This is a genomic window from Bacillus sp. FSL M8-0049, assembly GCF_038593355.1.
GTDB classification, from domain to species: Bacteria; Bacillota; Bacilli; order Bacillales; family Bacillaceae; genus Bacillus; species Bacillus safensis.
Genome location: NZ_CP151986.1, coordinates 2,422,132 through 2,439,190, shown reverse-complemented (window position 1 = coordinate 2,439,190; position 17,059 = coordinate 2,422,132). Strand labels below are relative to the sequence as shown.

The window sequence follows — 17,059 nt, the reverse complement described above, 5'->3', positions numbered from 1 at the left end:
AGAGGTGTAAGACATGCCGCAGTTTTTTATGAATAAAAGATTAATGTTGCTCCTTGTCTGTGTCATCGTACTGGTGGCCATGATTGGTTTTTCAGTGAAAAGCGGCAGAGGTGCTTCATGGCCGGAAAAATTAGTGGGGGATACGACAGGCTTTTTTCAAGGTGTCTTTCATAAACCATCACAATTTATTGCCGGTATTTATGGGAACGTACAAGATTTAAAGAACACATATGATGAAAACGAGCGTCTTCGAAAAAAACTTGATGGACAAACCCAATATGAGGCGAAACTTCAAGAACTAGAAGATGAGAACAAAAAGCTTCGCAAACAGCTTGGCTATGTGAACTCTATTCGTGACTACACGCCAATTCTCTCAACTGTTATCGCAAGAAACCCATCTCTTTGGGATAGCTTTGTGATGATTGATAAAGGGAAAAAACAAGGCGTGGACAAAGATATGGCGGTCACAAATGAGAGTGGTGCGTTAATTGGGAAAATTGAAAGTGATAAGCTCAACAATTTTACTTCGACTGTAAGGTTGCTAAGCTCTACTGACCAAAATAATAGAATTTCAACGAAAATTTATGCGAAAAAGGGCAAGGAAGAACTCAATGGAATCATTAACGGTTATGACAGCAAGAAAAAAATGCTGACTATGAATATTCTGAAATCCGATGCAGATGGGGATGTCAAAAAAGGAGATCTTGTTGAAACATCTGGAGCAGGGGGCGTATTCCCGCAAGGCTTAACGATTGGTAAGGTGAGTGAAATTGAGCCAGACCATTACGGCCTGACAAAGATCATTTACGTAGAACCAGCGGCTGAACTCAACAATTTAGACCGCGTGATTGTGGTGAATCGTAGCACAAGTACAGCAGATGCATCTGAATTGACGAAGGAGGAAGGCTCGTGAAACGTGTCCTTCTTGCTTTCGTCATGTTGTTTATCTTCGTATTTGACAGCATTTTTGTTGATTTAGTGAAGCTCCCATTTGTTTCAGAGAATCAAATTTTAGCTCCTCATTTCATTTTACTCGCACTTGTATTTATGACTGCTTTTGTGAATCAAAAATATGGTGTGATTTACGGATTTATCTTTGGACTTTTATATGATATTTCATATACAGGTATACTTGGTGTTCATATGTTTGGCTTTGGGGCGCTTTGCTATTTGTTAGCAAAAGCCTTTAAAGTTCTGCAAACGAATGTGTTAGTTGTCGTCTTTCTGTCGATTATTGCTGTTTCAGTGATGGAGTTTTATGTATACGGCGTTCAAGCGACAATTCAACCAGGGATTATGCCGTTTAATACGTATGTCATCGAACGTTTTATTCCAACGATTCTTTTAAATACTGCTGCGTCTCTCATACTTGTTGTGCCGCTAAGGCTCTTTTTCACCCATGTGAAACAAGAACTGATCGACGAATAAAAGCAGGAGTTTGTCCAATTACGGCGAAATGAGTATGTTGTTGAGGTGAGCATCTTGAAAACTCAAAAACAGCAATATGTGACGATAAAAGGTACAAAAAACGGATTAACATTACAGTTAAATGATGACTGTTCGTTTGATGACCTTCTTTCTGGCTTGCGAGAGGTTCTATTACTTGAGCAATATACAGATGGAAGAGAAGGACATAAGGTCAATGTGCATATTAAGCTTGGTTTTCGTTATTTAACAGAGGATCAGGAGACACGTTTGACCGAAGCGGTGTCTGAAAATGAACATCTCGTTATCCACTCCATTGAAAGTGACGTCATGTCAACTGAAGAGGCGAGACGATTAAAAGCAGAGGCTGAAATTACTTCTGTAGCAAAAATTGTACGCTCTGGACAGGTGCTGTATGTCGAAGGAGATCTTTTATTAATAGGAGATGTCAATCCTGGCGGAACGATTCGCGCAGGGGGAAATATTTTTGTACTTGGCGCATTAAAAGGTGTGGCGCATGCTGGATGTAATGGCAACAAACAGGCTGTTATTGCGGCATCACATATGATTCCAACACAGCTTCGCATCGCACAAGTTATTAACCGTGCACCAGACCAAAAAGAAGATGGAAATGAAATGGAATGTGCTTATTTAGATATAGATGGCAATATGATCATTGAACGCCTGCAGCAATTGGCTCATATAAGACCTAATCTGACAAGGCTTGAGGGAGGAATGTGAAATTGGGCGAGGCTATTGTGATTACCTCAGGAAAAGGCGGCGTTGGCAAAACAACAACATCTGCAAACTTAGGCACAGCACTAGCAATTCAAGGGAAAAAGGTGTGTCTAGTTGATACTGACATCGGCCTTCGGAATCTGGATGTCGTGATGGGGCTTGAAAACCGCATTATTTATGATCTAGTCGATGTAGTAGAAGGAAGATGCAAAATTCACCAAGCGCTTGTAAAAGATAAGCGTTTCGAGGATCTTTTGTATCTTTTACCTGCTGCTCAAACAAGCGATAAAACGGCTGTAGAGCCGGAACAGATCAAAGAATTAATTCAATCATTGAAACAAGACTTTGATTATGTTGTCATTGACTGCCCTGCTGGAATTGAGCAAGGCTTTAAAAATGCTGTATCCGGTGCAGACAAGGCTATTGTCGTGACGACGCCTGAAATCTCAGCTGTGAGAGATGCGGACCGAATCATCGGTTTGTTAGAACAAGAAGATATCGAACCGCCTCGTTTGATTGTCAACCGTATTCGTACACACATGGCGAAAAATGGCGATTCAATGGATGTAGATGAAGTGGTACATCACTTATCGATTGATCTACTTGGCATCGTAGCAGATGATGATGATGTGATTAAGGCTTCAAACAATGGTGAACCGATTGTCATGGATGCTAAAAACAAAGTATCGATTGCCTATCGCAATATTGCCCGCCGCGTACTAGGCGAATCAGTACCGCTTCAATCTTTTGAAGAAGAAAACAAGGGAATGTTTGCAAAGCTGAAAGCATTCTTTGGTGTAAGAGCATAATCACTGAACCGTGATAGAAAACCTTTGCAGTCAGGAAAGGCGGCTGCCTTTGCGAAGCGAATTTGACATTCGTGAGCACCGGAGCGCAGACCGACACTGAATGCGAGGGTTTCTCTGCACGCTGAGACCGATTCGATGAGAATCGGTCTTTTTGTTGCATATCAGATGGGGTTGTCACATAAAATGTACAAACTGTTTGTATGTAAAGGGTGATCTCATGAAAAGAGTGGACGAGTACCGAAAGAAAATCGCGCAGCGCCGCAAAACGATGCAGCCAGCTGCTCTCTCTAAGAAGACGGCTTTCAAGAAAAAAGAAGATATCCCGCCATGGGTTATGCTGACAGAGGAAGAAAAGCATTCTGGCTCGACCTCCTATGAACCGGCGTCCCATCAGCCAAAGAAATATCGTCATCCCTTATTTAACCCGAATACCTTTGTGCTTAAATGCTTATTATCAGCGTCCCTTGTGTTGATTGCAGCCATTTCATTTAAAGGTCAGACAGGTCCGTTTCAGCAGCTGAAGCCGATGATTACTCAGACCTTTGAGCAAGATTTTCAATTTGCTGCTGTTAACCGCTGGTTTGAAAAAACAGTTGGACATCCGCTGGCCTTTTTAACAGAGAAAAAAGATGGCCAAAAGGACGTACAAGCGAATCAAGAACTGGCTGTTCCTGCCTCTGGTAAAGTGCAGGAATCCTTTACGCAAAATGGAGCAGGTGTCAAAGTGGAGACATCCGCTGAAGCCATAGATAGTATGAAGGAAGGCTATGTGGTTGAGGTGAAAAAGAAAAGCGATACAGGGCTTACCGTGGTGGTGCAGCATGCAGATAACAGCTATAGCTGGTACGGTCAATTAAAGAAAGCGGATGTGGCCTTATACGATTTTGTCGATAAGGGTGAAAAAATTGGCCAGATTTCGCTTGATGATCAAGGGAAGGGCACGTATTACTTTGCCATTAAGCAAAATGAACAATTTATCGATCCTATTCAGGTGATGACCTTTGAATAGATGGCTGCTCATGCTGACGAAAATTCATATCCATCCGCTGCTGTGGATTGTGATGGCGTTTGCGGTTCTGTCAGGCCAAATTAAGCCGCTGCTTTGTCTGCTTATCATCGTCTGTGTCCATGAACTTGGACATGCAGCGGCTGCCTGCTATTATCATTGGCGCATTCGGCGGATTTTTTTACTGCCATTTGGCGGAACGGTGGAAGTAGAGGAACATGGGAACCGTCCGTTAAAAGAAGAGCTGGCGGTCATTTTGTGCGGGCCGCTTCAGCATGTACCGCTCCAGCTCATGGCATGGCTTTTCATGGAGGCTTCTCTTATTTCGCATGACGTCTTTACGATGTTTACCTTTTATAATATGGCGATTTTTCTTGTGAATCTTTTGCCCGTTTGGCCGCTTGATGGCGGAAAATTATTCTTTTTGCTCTTATCCGTTTTTTACCCTTTCCAACGTGCACATGCCCTAGCAATAAAAGGCTCACTTGTCTTTTTCGGTCTATTGACAGGAGGGTTACTTTTGTTTGCACCGCTGCAATTCAATGGCTGGGTGCTGCTCACTTTTTTAGCTTATTCACTCGTGATGGAGCACAGGCAGCGGCATTACGTCAGGGTTCGCTTTTTACTAGAACGGTATTACGGTAAAAAAGAGCAAAAGGTAGAAAAGCTAATTCCGCTGAGAGCAAGTACAGAGGAAAAAGTATACGAAGTGATGGCACGATTTCAAAGGGGCTGCAAACATCCGATTATTATTGAAAGAGATGGCGTGAAGATGAGCCAGCTTGATGAAAATGAACTGCTCCATGCGTATTTTTCAGACCGCAGAACCACCTCCTCAATGGAAGAGCTTCTTTTACCGTACTAATGGTGAAAATACATTGACATTCTGCGTCTAGTTTGATATATTTTTTAATGTTATGGATATGTAGCACCCGTGCTACAACCGCGCGGAGCAGGTGTAAAGTGCCTATGGCCCCCTGTATTCGGCGAGTCTGAGTTTATTAGGAGGTGCAGAGATGTACGCAATTATCGAAACTGGTGGTAAACAAGTAAAAGTTGAAGAAGGTCAAACTGTTTATGTTGAAAAACTAGCTGCTGAAGCAGGTGAAACAGTAACTTTCGAAAACGTATTGTTTGTCGGCGGAGACACTGTCAAAGTGGGTAACCCTTCAGTTGCTGGAGCAACAGTAACGGCTAAAGTTGAAAAACAAGGTCGCGGTAAGAAAATTACTGTGTTCAAGTACAAACCGAAGAAAAACAACCACAAGAAACAAGGTCATCGTCAACCTTACACTAAAGTTGTTATCGAAAAAATCAACGCTTAAGGCGTGTGAGTGATATGATCAAAGCAACCATTACTCGGTCTTCAGCAGATGAAAGCATTACGTCTTTTCAGATGACTGGACATGCCGAGTTTGCTGAAAAAGGTCAGGATCTCGTTTGTGCAGGTGTATCTGCTGTTGTTTTCGGCTCAGTCAATTCAATTATTGCACTGACAGGATTGGACCCACTGCTTGATATTGGTGAAGAAGGCGGCTACTTCTCTTTTGAACTGCCGGCTGATACAGATCCAGTATCCTTTGAAAAAGCCCAGCTGCTTTTAGAAGGCATGGTCGTTTCCTTGGAGACAATTGAACGAGATTATCACGATTATGTGAGAATATCAACAAAAAAATAGGAGGTGAACTTCATGCTTAGATTAGATCTTCAATTTTTCGCATCTAAAAAAGGGGTAGGTTCTACAAAGAACGGACGTGACTCTGAGTCTAAACGTTTAGGCGCTAAACGTGCTGATGGTCAATTCGTAACTGGTGGTTCTATCCTTTATCGTCAACGTGGAACGAAAATCTATCCAGGTGAAAACGTTGGACGCGGAGGCGACGACACTCTTTTCGCTAAAATCGACGGAACAGTTAAATTCGAACGTTTCGGTCGTGACCGTAAAAAAGTGAGCGTATATCCTGCGGCACAATAATTGCTAAAAACTCCGGTCATTGACTGGAGTTTTTTTCACTTTTTACAAGCAGTACCGAAGATGATAAAAGAAGATGCACTCCATAAATATCAAAGAACGTTTGCTGACTTTGCCTCATTTTCTCCTATACAATCAGAAAAAACAACCTTTCCTCACATAACTAGTGTTTTTCTATGCTGTCTTCTCTGTTATAATTCAGGGAGACATATTGATGATAAGACTCCTAAAAGAGAGACCAAACGATTGGGAGTGCGATAATGGAAGAGATACCAAGTAAAGAAAATGAAAAATTAACTCACGTTGCATTAACAAATGAATTGATTGATCTGCTCAGTCGTTCAAGACACGACTGGATGAATAAATTACAGCTGATCAAAGGCAACTTGACATTAGAAAAATATGACCGCGTGTTTGAAATTATAGAAGAAATGGTCATTGAAGCACAGCATGAATCCAAACTCTCAAATTTAAAAATTCCCCAATTGGCCTATTACTTTCTAACATTTAATTGGGAGTCGCATTTTATCACCTTAGAATATGAAGTGCTTGGTGAAACCCGAGACTTATCAGCATATGAATCGCAGCTGCTAACGGTATCACAGGAGTTGTTTTCGATATTCGATCAATCAGTTTGCCAAAAAACTGAAAATCATTTAACGGTCACGTTCCAAACAGATCATGAAGAAAATGATGTGATCTTATATTTTGATTTCAAAGGAAAATTAACAAGTTTGGATGCGTTAAATGCGTTTCATTACGCAAACTATCCATGTATGAGTATAACGCAATTTCATGTGACGCCTCATGAGTCCATGATTGAGCTTTGTTTGAGGCAAGAACGAGATATGTGATGCAGAGAAACGGAGGAAGTTATGTTTGTAGATCAGGTTAAAGTGTATGTTAAAGGCGGTGACGGCGGAAACGGTATGGTGGCGTTCCGTCGTGAAAAATATGTACCAAAGGGCGGCCCAGCAGGCGGCGACGGCGGAAATGGTGCAGATGTTGTATTTGAAGTAGACGAAGGACTCAGAACGTTAATGGACTTTCGTTATAAGCGCCATTTCAAGGCTGACCGCGGCGAGCACGGAATGAGTAAAAACCAGCATGGCCGAAATGCGGAAGAAATGATTGTCAAAGTTCCGCCGGGTACGGTTGTGACAGATGCAGAGACGGAACAAGTACTAGCTGACTTGACAGAGCATGGGCAGCGGGCTGTAATTGCCAAAGGCGGACGTGGCGGACGTGGGAATTCACGCTTCGCAACACCAGCAAACCCTGCACCACAGCTGTCTGAAAACGGTGAGCCAGGTAAAGAACGTGACGTCATTTTAGAATTAAAAGTACTTGCAGATGTTGGACTTGTTGGTTTCCCAAGTGTCGGGAAGTCAACGCTGCTTTCGATTGTCTCTTCTGCGAAACCAAAAATAGCGGATTATCATTTTACAACGCTTGTACCGAACCTGGGGGTTGTTGAAACAGACGATAACCGAAGCTTTGTTATGGCGGATCTGCCAGGACTGATCGAAGGAGCGCACGAAGGCGTTGGCTTAGGTCATCAATTTTTACGTCATATTGAGCGTACACGTGTCATTGTCCATGTCATTGATATGTCTGGACTTGAAGGGCGTGACCCATACGAAGACTACGTGACGATTAATGAAGAGCTTGAGCAGTACAATATGAGATTGACTGAGCGTCCGCAAATCATTGTTGCGAACAAAATGGACATGCCAGATGCAGCTGACAATCTAGAGGCATTTAAAGAAAAATTAACGGATGACTATAAAGTGTTCCCGATTAGTGCGATCACAAGAGAAGGGCTTCGTGAGCTCTTATTTGAAATCGCCAATCAGCTTGAAACAACACCGGAATTCCCGCTCTATAATGAAGAGGAGCTGTCGGATAACCGCGTGATGTACAGGTTTGATGAAGGCGATGCACCATTTGAGATCTCTAGAGATCCTGATGGCACATTTGTCTTAACGGGTAAAGCACTTGAGCGTCTGTTTAAGATGACAGACTTCTCAAGAGATGAATCTGTTAAACGATTCTCTAGACAGCTGCGCGGAATGGGTGTCGATGATGCCTTGCGTGAGCGCGGAGCAAAAGATGGCGACATCATTCGTCTGCTTGAATTTGAATTCGAATTTATTGATTGATCAAAAGGAGGGTCCAGACCATGGGCTCTCCCGTTTTTAAAAGGGGAGAAAACAGGTGAAAGAAGAAACGTTCTATTTAGTAAGAGAGGATGTACTTCCAGATGCGATGCGAAAAACGCTTGAAGTCAAAAAGCTTCTCGATCGCAAAAAAGCGGATTCAGTTGCCGATGCTGTTCAAAAAGCGGATTTAAGCCGCAGTGCTTTTTATAAATACCGAGATGCTGTTTTTCCATTTTATACAATGGTGAAAGAGCAGATCATCACATTGTTTTTCCACCTTGAGGACCGGTCTGGGGCTTTATCAAGACTGCTTCAAATTGTGGCTGACTCTGGCTGTAATGTGTTATCCATTCACCAAACGATTCCGCTGCAAGGAAGAGCGAATGTCACCTTATCAATTAGTACAGCTGGTATGGCAGATGATATCAACACCGTCATGAATCAATTAAGAAAGCTTGAATTTGTCGAAAAAGTCGAAATTTTAGGTTCCGGGGCGTAAAAGGAGAGATCATAGCAGATGAAGCAATTAACTGTAGGTTATTTTGGACCAGAGGCAACATTTACTCATTTGGCCGTATGCTCTTGTTTTCCAAAAGATGCGGTGCAGCGTGCCTATGCAACGATTCCGCAATGTATGGATGCTGTGTCAAAGGGCGAAGTCGACTTGGCGGTCGTTCCACTTGAAAATGCACTCGAAGGCTCTGTGAACTTAACGATTGATTATTTAATTCATGAAGAAGCGCTGTCCATTGTGGGGGAAATGACAGCACCAATTCGGCAGCATTTGCTTGTCCACCCATCAAGAGCCGAGAGCTGGGAGACGTTAGATGTCATTCAATCACATCCTCACGCGATTGCCCAGTGTCATCAATTTCTGAAAAAGCAGTACCCTCATATTCCTCATCGGCCAGTGGAATCAACAGGCTATGCAGCAAAATACATCAGTGAGCATCCAGATGAAGCTGTCGGGGCTATTGCTAATGAAATTGCCGCACAAACGTATGGTTTGACGATTGCGAAAAAAGACATTCATGATTATCCGCACAACCATACACGCTTTGTGATTTTACATAAAGATCCTAACGCATCGTTCCCAATGAATTCTGGTTTCTCATCAAAGCCAAAAACGACCATTGTGGTCAGTCTGCCTAAGGATGACCAATCAGGCGCATTGCACCGCGTGCTGTCTGCTTTTTCTTGGCGGAATCTCAACTTGTCAAAAATTGAATCTCGTCCGACAAAAACAGGTCTTGGACATTATTTATTTATTATTGATATTGAAAAAGAAATGGATGATGTCCTCGTTCCTGGTGCGATTCAAGAATTAGAGGCGATTGGCTGTGAGGTTAAGCTGCTCGGCAGCTATCAAACATATGAATTAACGAATGAAAAATAGTGTCCCGTGCAGGACACTATTTTTTTAGTCTTTTATTAAAAACCCAGCATCATCCAGCGCTTGAATGGCTTGGTCAAGCTGCTTTTGGCTGTAAGAAGTGAGAGTATGCAGGTGCACGCCGTCTGTTAGTTCTGACAAGTAGGAAGCGCCGGTGTTAGAAATATGATGCACAAAATCAGCGACTTGTTTCCGTGTACTGACGCGAATAGAGGCCGTCAGTTCACCATAAACAGGGTGCTCAATGATCACATCTTTCACCGTCACACCAAAGTCTACAATTAAGGTCAGTTCCTCTTCTGTACGAGCAGGATCATGCTTGCAGGCGATGATTTGTTCAATTTCTCTTTCTGGCGCATGCTGCGCTGCCATATACACATAGCCTTGGCTTGTGGCAATAATGGGTTCGTTTTTTGCTTTTAATAATGAAATATCTTGTACAATGACTTGCCGAGAGACAGCCGCCTTTTTAGCTAAAAAGCTTCCAGTAAGCGGTGTGTCTGTTTCTTTCAGCCACTCTAAAATGGCGTTTCTTCTTTCTTCGCCAATGAGTTTCCTCTCTTGCTCCACGTCCTAAGCTCCCTTCTTCTCCTTTTGCAAATGCTCAAATGTATGCAAAAGCTGATCGATGTCCTCTTTTGATGACTGCCATCCAAATGATAGTCGAATAAATTGAAGGGCATCACGATCTGATACACGCAATGCCTTCACAGCAGGGGAAGGATGGTGATAACCAGAAGCACATGCGCTTCCAGTTGAAAGACAAATCCCATGCCGGTTACATGCTAACATTACATATTGTCCTTCAAACCCTTCAAAAAAACAACCAATAATATGAGGCAGCGTGCGGCGATTGTCATTGTCCTGAAGTGTACGAACTGGCAGCTGTCTTATTTTTAACTGCTGAAGAAAATAATCACGTAGCTGCTCATCTAATTTATGCTGTTCATCCAGCCTAAGCATCGTTTGTTCACTTGCGGCAGCAAAAGCACCGATACAAGGAACGTTCACTGTCCCTGGACGTAAGCCATTTTCCTGAACTGCTCCTGTATATAAAGGTTTCCAAGGAACATGAGCGCCCATATAAACGGCACCAGCGCCTTTAGGAGCATACACTTTATGACTTGAGATGGACACGGCATCGACTCCAAGGTCTTTGATGGACACACGAATCTTTCCAAATGTTTGCACAGCATCTGTATGAAAAAGAATGTTCCTTTCTTTTAAAAGAGGCGCTAAATCAGCAAGCGGCTGGATAATCCCTGTTTCTGAATTAGCGTGCTGAATTGATACTAGCCCTGTTTCAGGCAATAATGCTTCTTTGAGAATGTCCTCTGTAACGATTCCATCCTGATTCGGTTCAATGATCGTGACTTTTGCGCCAAGACGCTCTAAGCTGCTAACTGCATGATGAACAGAAGGATGCTCAACTGAAGTTGTGATGACATGCTGTTGATGTGCTGGCAGTCCATTGATGATCGATTGAATCGCAAGGAGATTGGATTCAGTTCCACCGCTTGTAAAGTAGACCCCATCTGGTTCACCCTCGATCATGGCAGCGAGTGATTGTCTGCTGTAAGTCAATATGTCATTTGCTTTTCCCCCGGCATCATGAAGACTGCTTGCATTTCCGTAGAAATTTTTACTCAGCTGCTCAAAAACATGCAGTGCTTCCTCTGAAACAGGTGTAGAAGCTGCGTAATCTAAATAAACCAACCTATCCATCTCCCGTGTGAAAATTTTTTCTTGTATTTATTTTAGTGTTGTGTAATGATATGTGTCAAGACAGGTGTAAATGACAGGAGGGGCGATGGTGTCATCAATCAAAAAAGTTATTGTGGTGGGATCAGGCATTGCAGCGCTTTCCTTTGCAAAAACCATTTCTAAAAGCTGCCAGGTCATCATGATGACAAAAAAACAATGTTCATCTAGTAATTCCATGCTGGCACAAGGAGGAATCGCTGCTGCCTTTTCAGCACATGATTCAGTTCAGCAGCATGTGCAAGATACACTAGCTGCCGGCTGTGATCACAATGATGAAAGAACCGTACAAGAAATCGTGAAACTTGGAAAACATCTTGTGGAGCAGCTCGTAGCAGAAGGCTGTCCATTTGATCAAGATGAGGCGGGAGAGCCGCAATTAGGCAAAGAGGGAGCACATACCACTCATCGCATCTTGCACGCGGGAGGGGATCAATCAGGCAAAACCCTTGTACAGTTCCTGAAAAGTCAGCTCGGCTCACATATTCATTTATACGAATATCATCATGTCATTGATCTATTGATTCATGAAGGGACATGTACGGGTGTTGTATGGAAAGACGAGACAGGACACGTACATACGATGACCGCAGATGCCGTTGTTTTATCAACTGGCGGTTGCGGCTCCCTATATGAGACAAACACAAATGATCCTTCTGTAACAGGAGACGGACTGATGATGGCCTATCGAGCCGGGGCGCAATTAGTGGATCTCGAATTTGTTCAATTCCATCCTACTCTTTTAACAATCGCGGGAAAAGCAGCTGGTCTCATTTCAGAGGCAGTACGGGGAGAGGGAGCTTATTTAGAAGATGAAACAGGCAGGCGGATCATGAAAGATATTCACCCGCAAGCTGATTTAGCACCTAGAGATGTGGTCGCTAGAGCGATTTTTCATGAGCAGCAATTAGGTCATCAATTGTATCTTAACATCCATGATATTCCGCATTTTTCAGCTCGTTTTCCGGCCATAGCTCAGATGTGCCAGCGTGCAGGCGTCGATATGGCAAGCGGCAGGCTGCCAATTTCCCCAGGTATGCACTTTTTAATGGGCGGTATCAGCGTGAATGAATATGGAGAAACGACTGTTCCAGCACTATTTGCCATTGGAGAAGCGGCCTGCACTGGCTTACACGGTGCGAATCGATTGGCGAGTAATTCTCTTCTGGAAGGTCTCGTGTTAGGCAGCAAAGCGGCACAGAGAATTGAACAGCTGCCTAAACTGAAAGAAACAAGTCCACCTTTTTCTATTCAAGAAATATGGATGGTCCCAATGATTTCAACAGCTCAGCTGAGACAATGGATGACTACATTTGCGGCCATTGTGAGAGATGAAAAAGGCTTGCAGACTTTGCTTCATTCGTTGCAACATGTCAATTTTCAGCAAATTAATGTGAAGGATATCACAAATGAACAGATCGAATTAAGCAATCAATGGGCATTAGCGGTTTGCCTTGCTAAATCTGCATTACTTCGTACAGAAAGCAGAGGCGGCCATTATCGAATGGATTATCCAGAGCGGAGTGATGCGTTTTGGCGGGGCAGGCAGATTGTTCATGAAAAAGGCCACATTCACATTATGAAAAATGAAAGGATCGGTGCCAAATGGAACGTTTACAGTTAAAACAAATGCTCACTCATTTTTTCACAGAAGATATTGGCTTTGGAGATGTATCAGCAGATGCCATCTTTGGAGACAAGAAAGGAACAGCTCTTATCATTGCGAAACAATCTGGTGTATTGGCAGGGTCACAACTGATTGATACAGGGTACCGCCTGTTGAATGAACAGATTCAAACTGAGCTGTTTTTTCAAGAAGGTGATTGGATTCATTCAGGCGCTGTACTGGCGAAAATAAAGGGCCCAGTCAACGACTTATTAAAGGGAGAGAGGGTCATTTTAAATCTATTGCAGCGAATGACAGGTATTGCCACCTTAACACATGAGGCGGTGCAGCGATTAGGTGACCCGTCTATTACGATTTGTGATACGAGAAAAACGACACCCGGCTTGCGTATGTTAGAAAAATACGCAGTAAAGACAGGCGGTGGAAAGAATCATCGCTTTGGCTTATCAGATGGGGTGATGATTAAAGATAATCATATTGCCGCATGCGGTTCTATCCGTGAAGCTGTAGAGAAAGCAAGAGCATATGCCGGTCATATGGTGAAAATTGAAGTGGAAATTGAATCAGAAACGCAGCTAATGGAAGCCATTGAAGCAAAAGCGGATGTCATCATGTTTGATAACTGCTCTCCGGACGAGGTAAAACGTTTTAAACAAATGACGCCAGAGTCCATTCTGACAGAGGCTTCAGGGGGCATCACGTTAGAGACATTGCCAAGCTACAGGGGGACAGGAGTCGATCTTATTTCACTTGGTTTTCTGACTCATTCTGCTCCAGCGTTTGATTTTAGTATGAATATGGAATTCAGTCATAAAGGGGGAACGACTCATGTCTATGCTTAATGTATTAGCCAATCAACATGCAGTCATGATGCCAGATGAATATAAACACCGCTCTGATGATGAGATGAAGCAGCGAGTGTTAGAAATTAAGCGGGCTTTTGGTTCAAAGCTTTTTATACCGGGCCACCATTATCAAAAGGATGAGGTCATCGAATTTGCAGATGCCACAGGAGATTCATTGCAGCTGGCACAAATAGCTGCCGACAATCACGAGGCTGAATACATTGTGTTCTGCGGTGTTCACTTTATGGCAGAAACGGCAGATATGCTGTCAAACAAGAATCAAAGCGTCGTTTTGCCAGATATGAGGGCGGGCTGTTCAATGGCAGATATGGCGAACATGAAACAAACAGACAGAGCATGGGAGCAGCTCACTGATCTGTTTGGGGATACAATACTTCCGCTTACGTACGTCAATTCAACAGCAGATATTAAAGCATTTGTCGGCAAGCATGGCGGGGCGACTGTTACTTCGTCAAACGCTAAAAAAGTACTCGAGTGGGCACTGACACAAAAAGAGCGGATTCTGTTTCTCCCTGATCAGCATCTAGGGCGTAATACGGCTTTTGATTTAGGTATTCCGCTAGAAGAAATGGCTGTGTGGGATCAGATAGAAGAAAAGCTCATCACCGATCAGCCGCTTTCTCGTATTAAGATGATTTTATGGAAAGGCCATTGCTCCGTACACGAGAAGTTTACCGTTCAAAATATAGAAGAAATGAGAAAAAAAGACCGTGACATTCAAATTCTTGTCCATCCTGAATGCACGCATGAGGTCGTAAGGGCTTCTGACCTAGCAGGTTCAACGAAATTTATTATTGATACGATCAAACAGGCACCAGCAGGAAGCAAATGGGCGATTGGAACAGAGATGAATTTAGTCAAACGGATCATAGCGCAGCACCCAGATAAACAAATTGAATCCCTTAACCCAGATATGTGTCTATGTTTGACTATGAACCGGATTGATCTGCCTCATTTGTTATGGTCACTTGAAAGCATTGAGAAGGGTCAGCCGGCCGGGTTGATACAGGTCAATGAAGACATCACGAAAGACGCATTGCTTGCACTCAAGAAAATGCTCACCATTAAATAATGAATCAGCCCCTCCTATCAGAAAACAAGTTTTTATCATATCGGCTTGTAAATAGGCATAAATTTATGTTGAAACATATTGTACTTCTGACATAACCGTTACGTTCACGTTTTGCATAGGAGGGGAAAACGTTGAAAATTCATATTGTGCAAAAAGGAGACTCCCTTTGGAAAATTTCAAAGAAATACGGAGTCGACTTTCAAGAATTGAAAAAACTAAATTCACAGCTCAGTAATCCTGATTTGATCATGCCGGGTATGAAGATTAAAATTCCATCTAGTGGTGTTCCTGTGAAAACAGATCATCACAAAGCAAAAGAAATGCCAAAAACGAAAGAACATCCGTATGTGAAAGAAAAGCCAAAAGATGTTGTGCAAGTGCAAGATACGAAACCGAAGGAAAAGCCAAATGAACCGGTACCATATGTACCGCCAGTGCCAAAGATCGAGCAGCCAGTTTTTCCGCAAGTCGATGTGAACTATTATCAGACCAATCTCTACCAGCCATTCACGCCTCCTCCCAAAAAAGATCATCATGAGAAAAAAGATCACGTTCATCACAAAAAGGATCACAAGGATCATTTTCATCACGAAAATAAAGACCATAAAGATAACAAGGATCATTTTCATCATGAAAATAAGGAACATAAAGATAACAAGGATCATTTTCATCATGAAAATAAGGAACATAAAGATAACAAGGACCATTTTCATCATGAAAATAAGGAACATAAAGATAACAAGGACCATTTTCATCATGAAAATAAAGGTCATCTAAAAGAAGAAGTGGCGAAGGGGTATGATCCGTTTATTCATATTCCGCATCAAAAAGAGGAGGGAAAAGACATGGAGCATGGCAATTATCCGAACCTTCCTAACTTCCCGCAAATGCCAAATATGGGAGGGGCAGCGGTAGGGGGAGTGGCTGAAAATAACGAGCATCATCATCAGCACCATCATCATGAACCATATGATCCTTATTTTGGTTATGGTCATTACATGCCGGCGATGTATCCATATCCGCAGCAAATGGTGCCGGCATCGCCAATTTTACCGGGATCAGGCCTATGTTATCCAATCCAGCCATATTATCATCATCATATGATGCCATATCCATACCCGGCTCATCCGTATTATCCTGCGTATCAAGCGCCAGCTTACTACGGAGAGAATCATGAGCACCATGCAAACGACGGACATCACTGGCATCACCATATGCATTCAAACGCCAACGCAAATGCCAACGCAAATCAAGGATTTTATCCAAATGTTTCAAATCCAGCATATGGAAAGGGAGACTGCGGATGCGATGATGGCATGAAGCATCATCAGCCTTGGCCAGGACATGATCCGAATCCTGTTCCTTATGGCCAAATGGGGGCTTATCCAGCTCAGCCTTATATGCAGCCATATCCAGGTCAATCCGTTTTTGCAAGGCCGGAGGAAGAGGAAGAAGATTAATGACAGAAGGAACGATCTCAATCGTTCCTTTTTTTGTTTATAACTGACAGCTTGATTTTTTTCCTAACTGTACATGCTAAAACAGAGCCTGTTTCGCGCTCATGAGATTGAATTTGTACAGGGGGTTTTTCGTTTGAGACAAAAATGGCAAAAAACAATCGCATTAGTGCTTCTTCCTATTGGTTTAACGGCATGTGGTGCAAATAATAACGCAGGTGTCGATACACGTCATAATCAATCAGGCCAGCCGGTTGGTTATCATTCAAATCAACGAGCGGAAGACAACAACCAAGATCATCAAGGACCAGTTTCTGAACTTATGGAGGGAATGAACGGGAGAAATACAACAAATGTTGATTACCGTACACGTCCTCAAACGGATGATCGAATGCCTCTCACAGGTGGAGATGGACGCTACAGTCATGGAGATATGAATTATCATAACCAAATGTCGTTCTCAGGCTATGATAAACAAGAGAACATTCAGCGTTCAAGAAAAATTGCCAACCGCGTCAATAAAATGAATCACGTGGCAGACTCTCAAGTCATGGTGACGGATGAGAATGTGTATATTGCCATTAAATCAGATGGCCGCCTGACGTCAGAAGGCGTATCACAAGTAGAAGAAGCAGCGACTCGTTATGCGGATGGAAGAGCAGTCCAAGTCATAAAAGATGAAGGTGCATTCACTCGCTTTAGAGACATGAGAAGAACGCAATTTGAAACAGGCCAAACAGGCATGACCCGATAGTTTGACACAAAAAGGCT

General features: G+C 42.9%; 20 protein-coding genes and 1 other annotated feature. Of the genes, 18 read left to right on the top strand and 2 right to left on the bottom strand.

Translation table 11 applies throughout. From position 1 onward, the window contains the following. The first annotated feature begins 13 nt into the window (after positions 1-13). The 13 genes from mreC to pheA all read left to right on the top strand — a co-directional run bounded on the left by mreC (position 14) and on the right by pheA (position 9,508). Positions 14-913 carry a rod shape-determining protein MreC gene (mreC, locus tag NSU13_RS12610; protein WP_034279831.1) on the top strand — a complete coding sequence of 300 codons (900 nt, stop codon included), beginning with the start codon at positions 14-16 and terminating at the stop codon, positions 911-913. Next, positions 910-1,428: a rod shape-determining protein MreD gene (gene mreD, locus NSU13_RS12605; protein WP_070326439.1), complete on the top strand. Its 519-nt coding sequence runs from the start codon at positions 910-912 to the stop codon at positions 1,426-1,428. Before mreC ends, mreD begins: the two co-directional genes overlap by 4 nt. A 54-nt stretch (positions 1,429-1,482) precedes the next feature. Beyond that, entirely contained in the window at positions 1,483-2,166 is a 684-nt protein-coding gene (gene minC, locus NSU13_RS12600; RefSeq protein ID WP_046311942.1) for a septum site-determining protein MinC, read from the top strand. Positions 2,167-2,168: 2 nt separating this feature from the next. Further along, complete coding sequence (gene minD, locus NSU13_RS12595; protein ID WP_017358134.1) at positions 2,169-2,972, top strand: septum site-determining protein MinD; 804 nt, start codon at positions 2,169-2,171, stop codon at positions 2,970-2,972. 217 nt (positions 2,973-3,189) lie between these two features. After that, positions 3,190-3,981: a M23 family metallopeptidase gene (locus tag NSU13_RS12590; RefSeq protein WP_342489546.1), complete on the top strand. Its 792-nt coding sequence runs from the start codon at positions 3,190-3,192 to the stop codon at positions 3,979-3,981. Continuing rightward, on the top strand, positions 3,974-4,843 hold the full coding sequence (locus tag NSU13_RS12585) for a M50 family metallopeptidase (RefSeq protein ID WP_342489545.1): 870 nt from the start codon (positions 3,974-3,976) through the stop codon (positions 4,841-4,843). The genes NSU13_RS12590 and NSU13_RS12585 overlap by 8 nt, the downstream gene beginning before the upstream one ends. 66 nt (positions 4,844-4,909) lie before the next feature. After that, positions 4,910-4,982, top strand: a sequence feature (ribosomal protein L21 leader region). Positions 4,983-4,994: 12 nt separating this feature from the next. After that, on the top strand, positions 4,995-5,303 hold the full coding sequence (gene rplU / locus NSU13_RS12580; protein ID WP_003216781.1) for a 50S ribosomal protein L21: 309 nt from the start codon (positions 4,995-4,997) through the stop codon (positions 5,301-5,303). Between the two features lie 14 nt (positions 5,304-5,317). Further along, entirely contained in the window at positions 5,318-5,656 is a 339-nt protein-coding gene (locus NSU13_RS12575; protein WP_034279847.1) for a ribosomal-processing cysteine protease Prp, read from the top strand. A gap of 12 nt (positions 5,657-5,668) precedes the next feature. Further along, positions 5,669-5,953 carry a 50S ribosomal protein L27 gene (rpmA, locus tag NSU13_RS12570; protein WP_003216586.1) on the top strand — a complete coding sequence of 95 codons (285 nt, stop codon included), beginning with the start codon at positions 5,669-5,671 and terminating at the stop codon, positions 5,951-5,953. A 257-nt stretch (positions 5,954-6,210) separates the two neighbouring features. Further along, positions 6,211-6,804, top strand: a complete 594-nt coding sequence (locus NSU13_RS12565) for a sporulation initiation phosphotransferase B (RefSeq protein ID WP_046311934.1) — start codon at positions 6,211-6,213, stop codon at positions 6,802-6,804. Positions 6,805-6,825: 21 nt separating this feature from the next. Then, positions 6,826-8,112 carry a GTPase ObgE gene (obgE, locus tag NSU13_RS12560; RefSeq protein ID WP_024423156.1) on the top strand — a complete coding sequence of 429 codons (1,287 nt, stop codon included), beginning with the start codon at positions 6,826-6,828 and terminating at the stop codon, positions 8,110-8,112. A 55-nt stretch (positions 8,113-8,167) separates the two neighbouring features. Then, positions 8,168-8,611, top strand: a complete 444-nt coding sequence (locus NSU13_RS12555) for an ACT domain-containing protein (RefSeq protein WP_008342790.1) — start codon at positions 8,168-8,170, stop codon at positions 8,609-8,611. Between the two features lie 18 nt (positions 8,612-8,629). Next, on the top strand, positions 8,630-9,508 hold the full coding sequence (pheA, locus tag NSU13_RS12550; protein WP_034279853.1) for a prephenate dehydratase: 879 nt from the start codon (positions 8,630-8,632) through the stop codon (positions 9,506-9,508). A gap of 24 nt (positions 9,509-9,532) precedes the next feature. Here pheA and NSU13_RS12545 read toward each other — a convergent pair whose 3' ends face one another. Beyond that, positions 9,533-10,075, bottom strand: a complete 543-nt coding sequence (locus NSU13_RS12545; RefSeq protein WP_024423154.1) for a transcription repressor NadR — start codon at positions 10,073-10,075, stop codon at positions 9,533-9,535. A 3-nt stretch (positions 10,076-10,078) separates the two neighbouring features. Beyond that, positions 10,079-11,230, bottom strand: coding sequence for an IscS subfamily cysteine desulfurase (locus NSU13_RS12540; protein WP_342489544.1), 1,152 nt, complete (start codon positions 11,228-11,230; stop codon positions 10,079-10,081). 85 nt (positions 11,231-11,315) lie between these two features. Here NSU13_RS12540 and nadB point away from each other — a divergent pair, with 85 nt between their 5' ends. The 5 genes from nadB (at position 11,316) to NSU13_RS12515 (ending at position 17,042) form a co-directional block, all read left to right on the top strand. Further along, positions 11,316-12,890, top strand: a complete 1,575-nt coding sequence (gene nadB / locus NSU13_RS12535; protein WP_342489543.1) for an L-aspartate oxidase — start codon at positions 11,316-11,318, stop codon at positions 12,888-12,890. Next, positions 12,872-13,735 (top strand): carboxylating nicotinate-nucleotide diphosphorylase, encoded by an 864-nt coding sequence (nadC, locus tag NSU13_RS12530; RefSeq protein WP_098677001.1) that lies wholly within the window; start codon positions 12,872-12,874, stop codon positions 13,733-13,735. Before nadB ends, nadC begins: the two co-directional genes overlap by 19 nt. Continuing rightward, positions 13,722-14,831: a quinolinate synthase NadA gene (gene nadA / locus NSU13_RS12525; RefSeq protein WP_342489542.1), complete on the top strand. Its 1,110-nt coding sequence runs from the start codon at positions 13,722-13,724 to the stop codon at positions 14,829-14,831. Before nadC ends, nadA begins: the two co-directional genes overlap by 14 nt. Positions 14,832-14,962: 131 nt before the next feature. Beyond that, complete coding sequence (safA, locus tag NSU13_RS12520; protein ID WP_342489541.1) at positions 14,963-16,291, top strand: SafA/ExsA family spore coat assembly protein; 1,329 nt, start codon at positions 14,963-14,965, stop codon at positions 16,289-16,291. Positions 16,292-16,424: 133 nt separating this feature from the next. Then, entirely contained in the window at positions 16,425-17,042 is a 618-nt protein-coding gene (locus NSU13_RS12515) for a YhcN/YlaJ family sporulation lipoprotein (RefSeq protein ID WP_034279869.1), read from the top strand. The last annotated feature ends 17 nt before the right edge of the window (positions 17,043-17,059 follow it).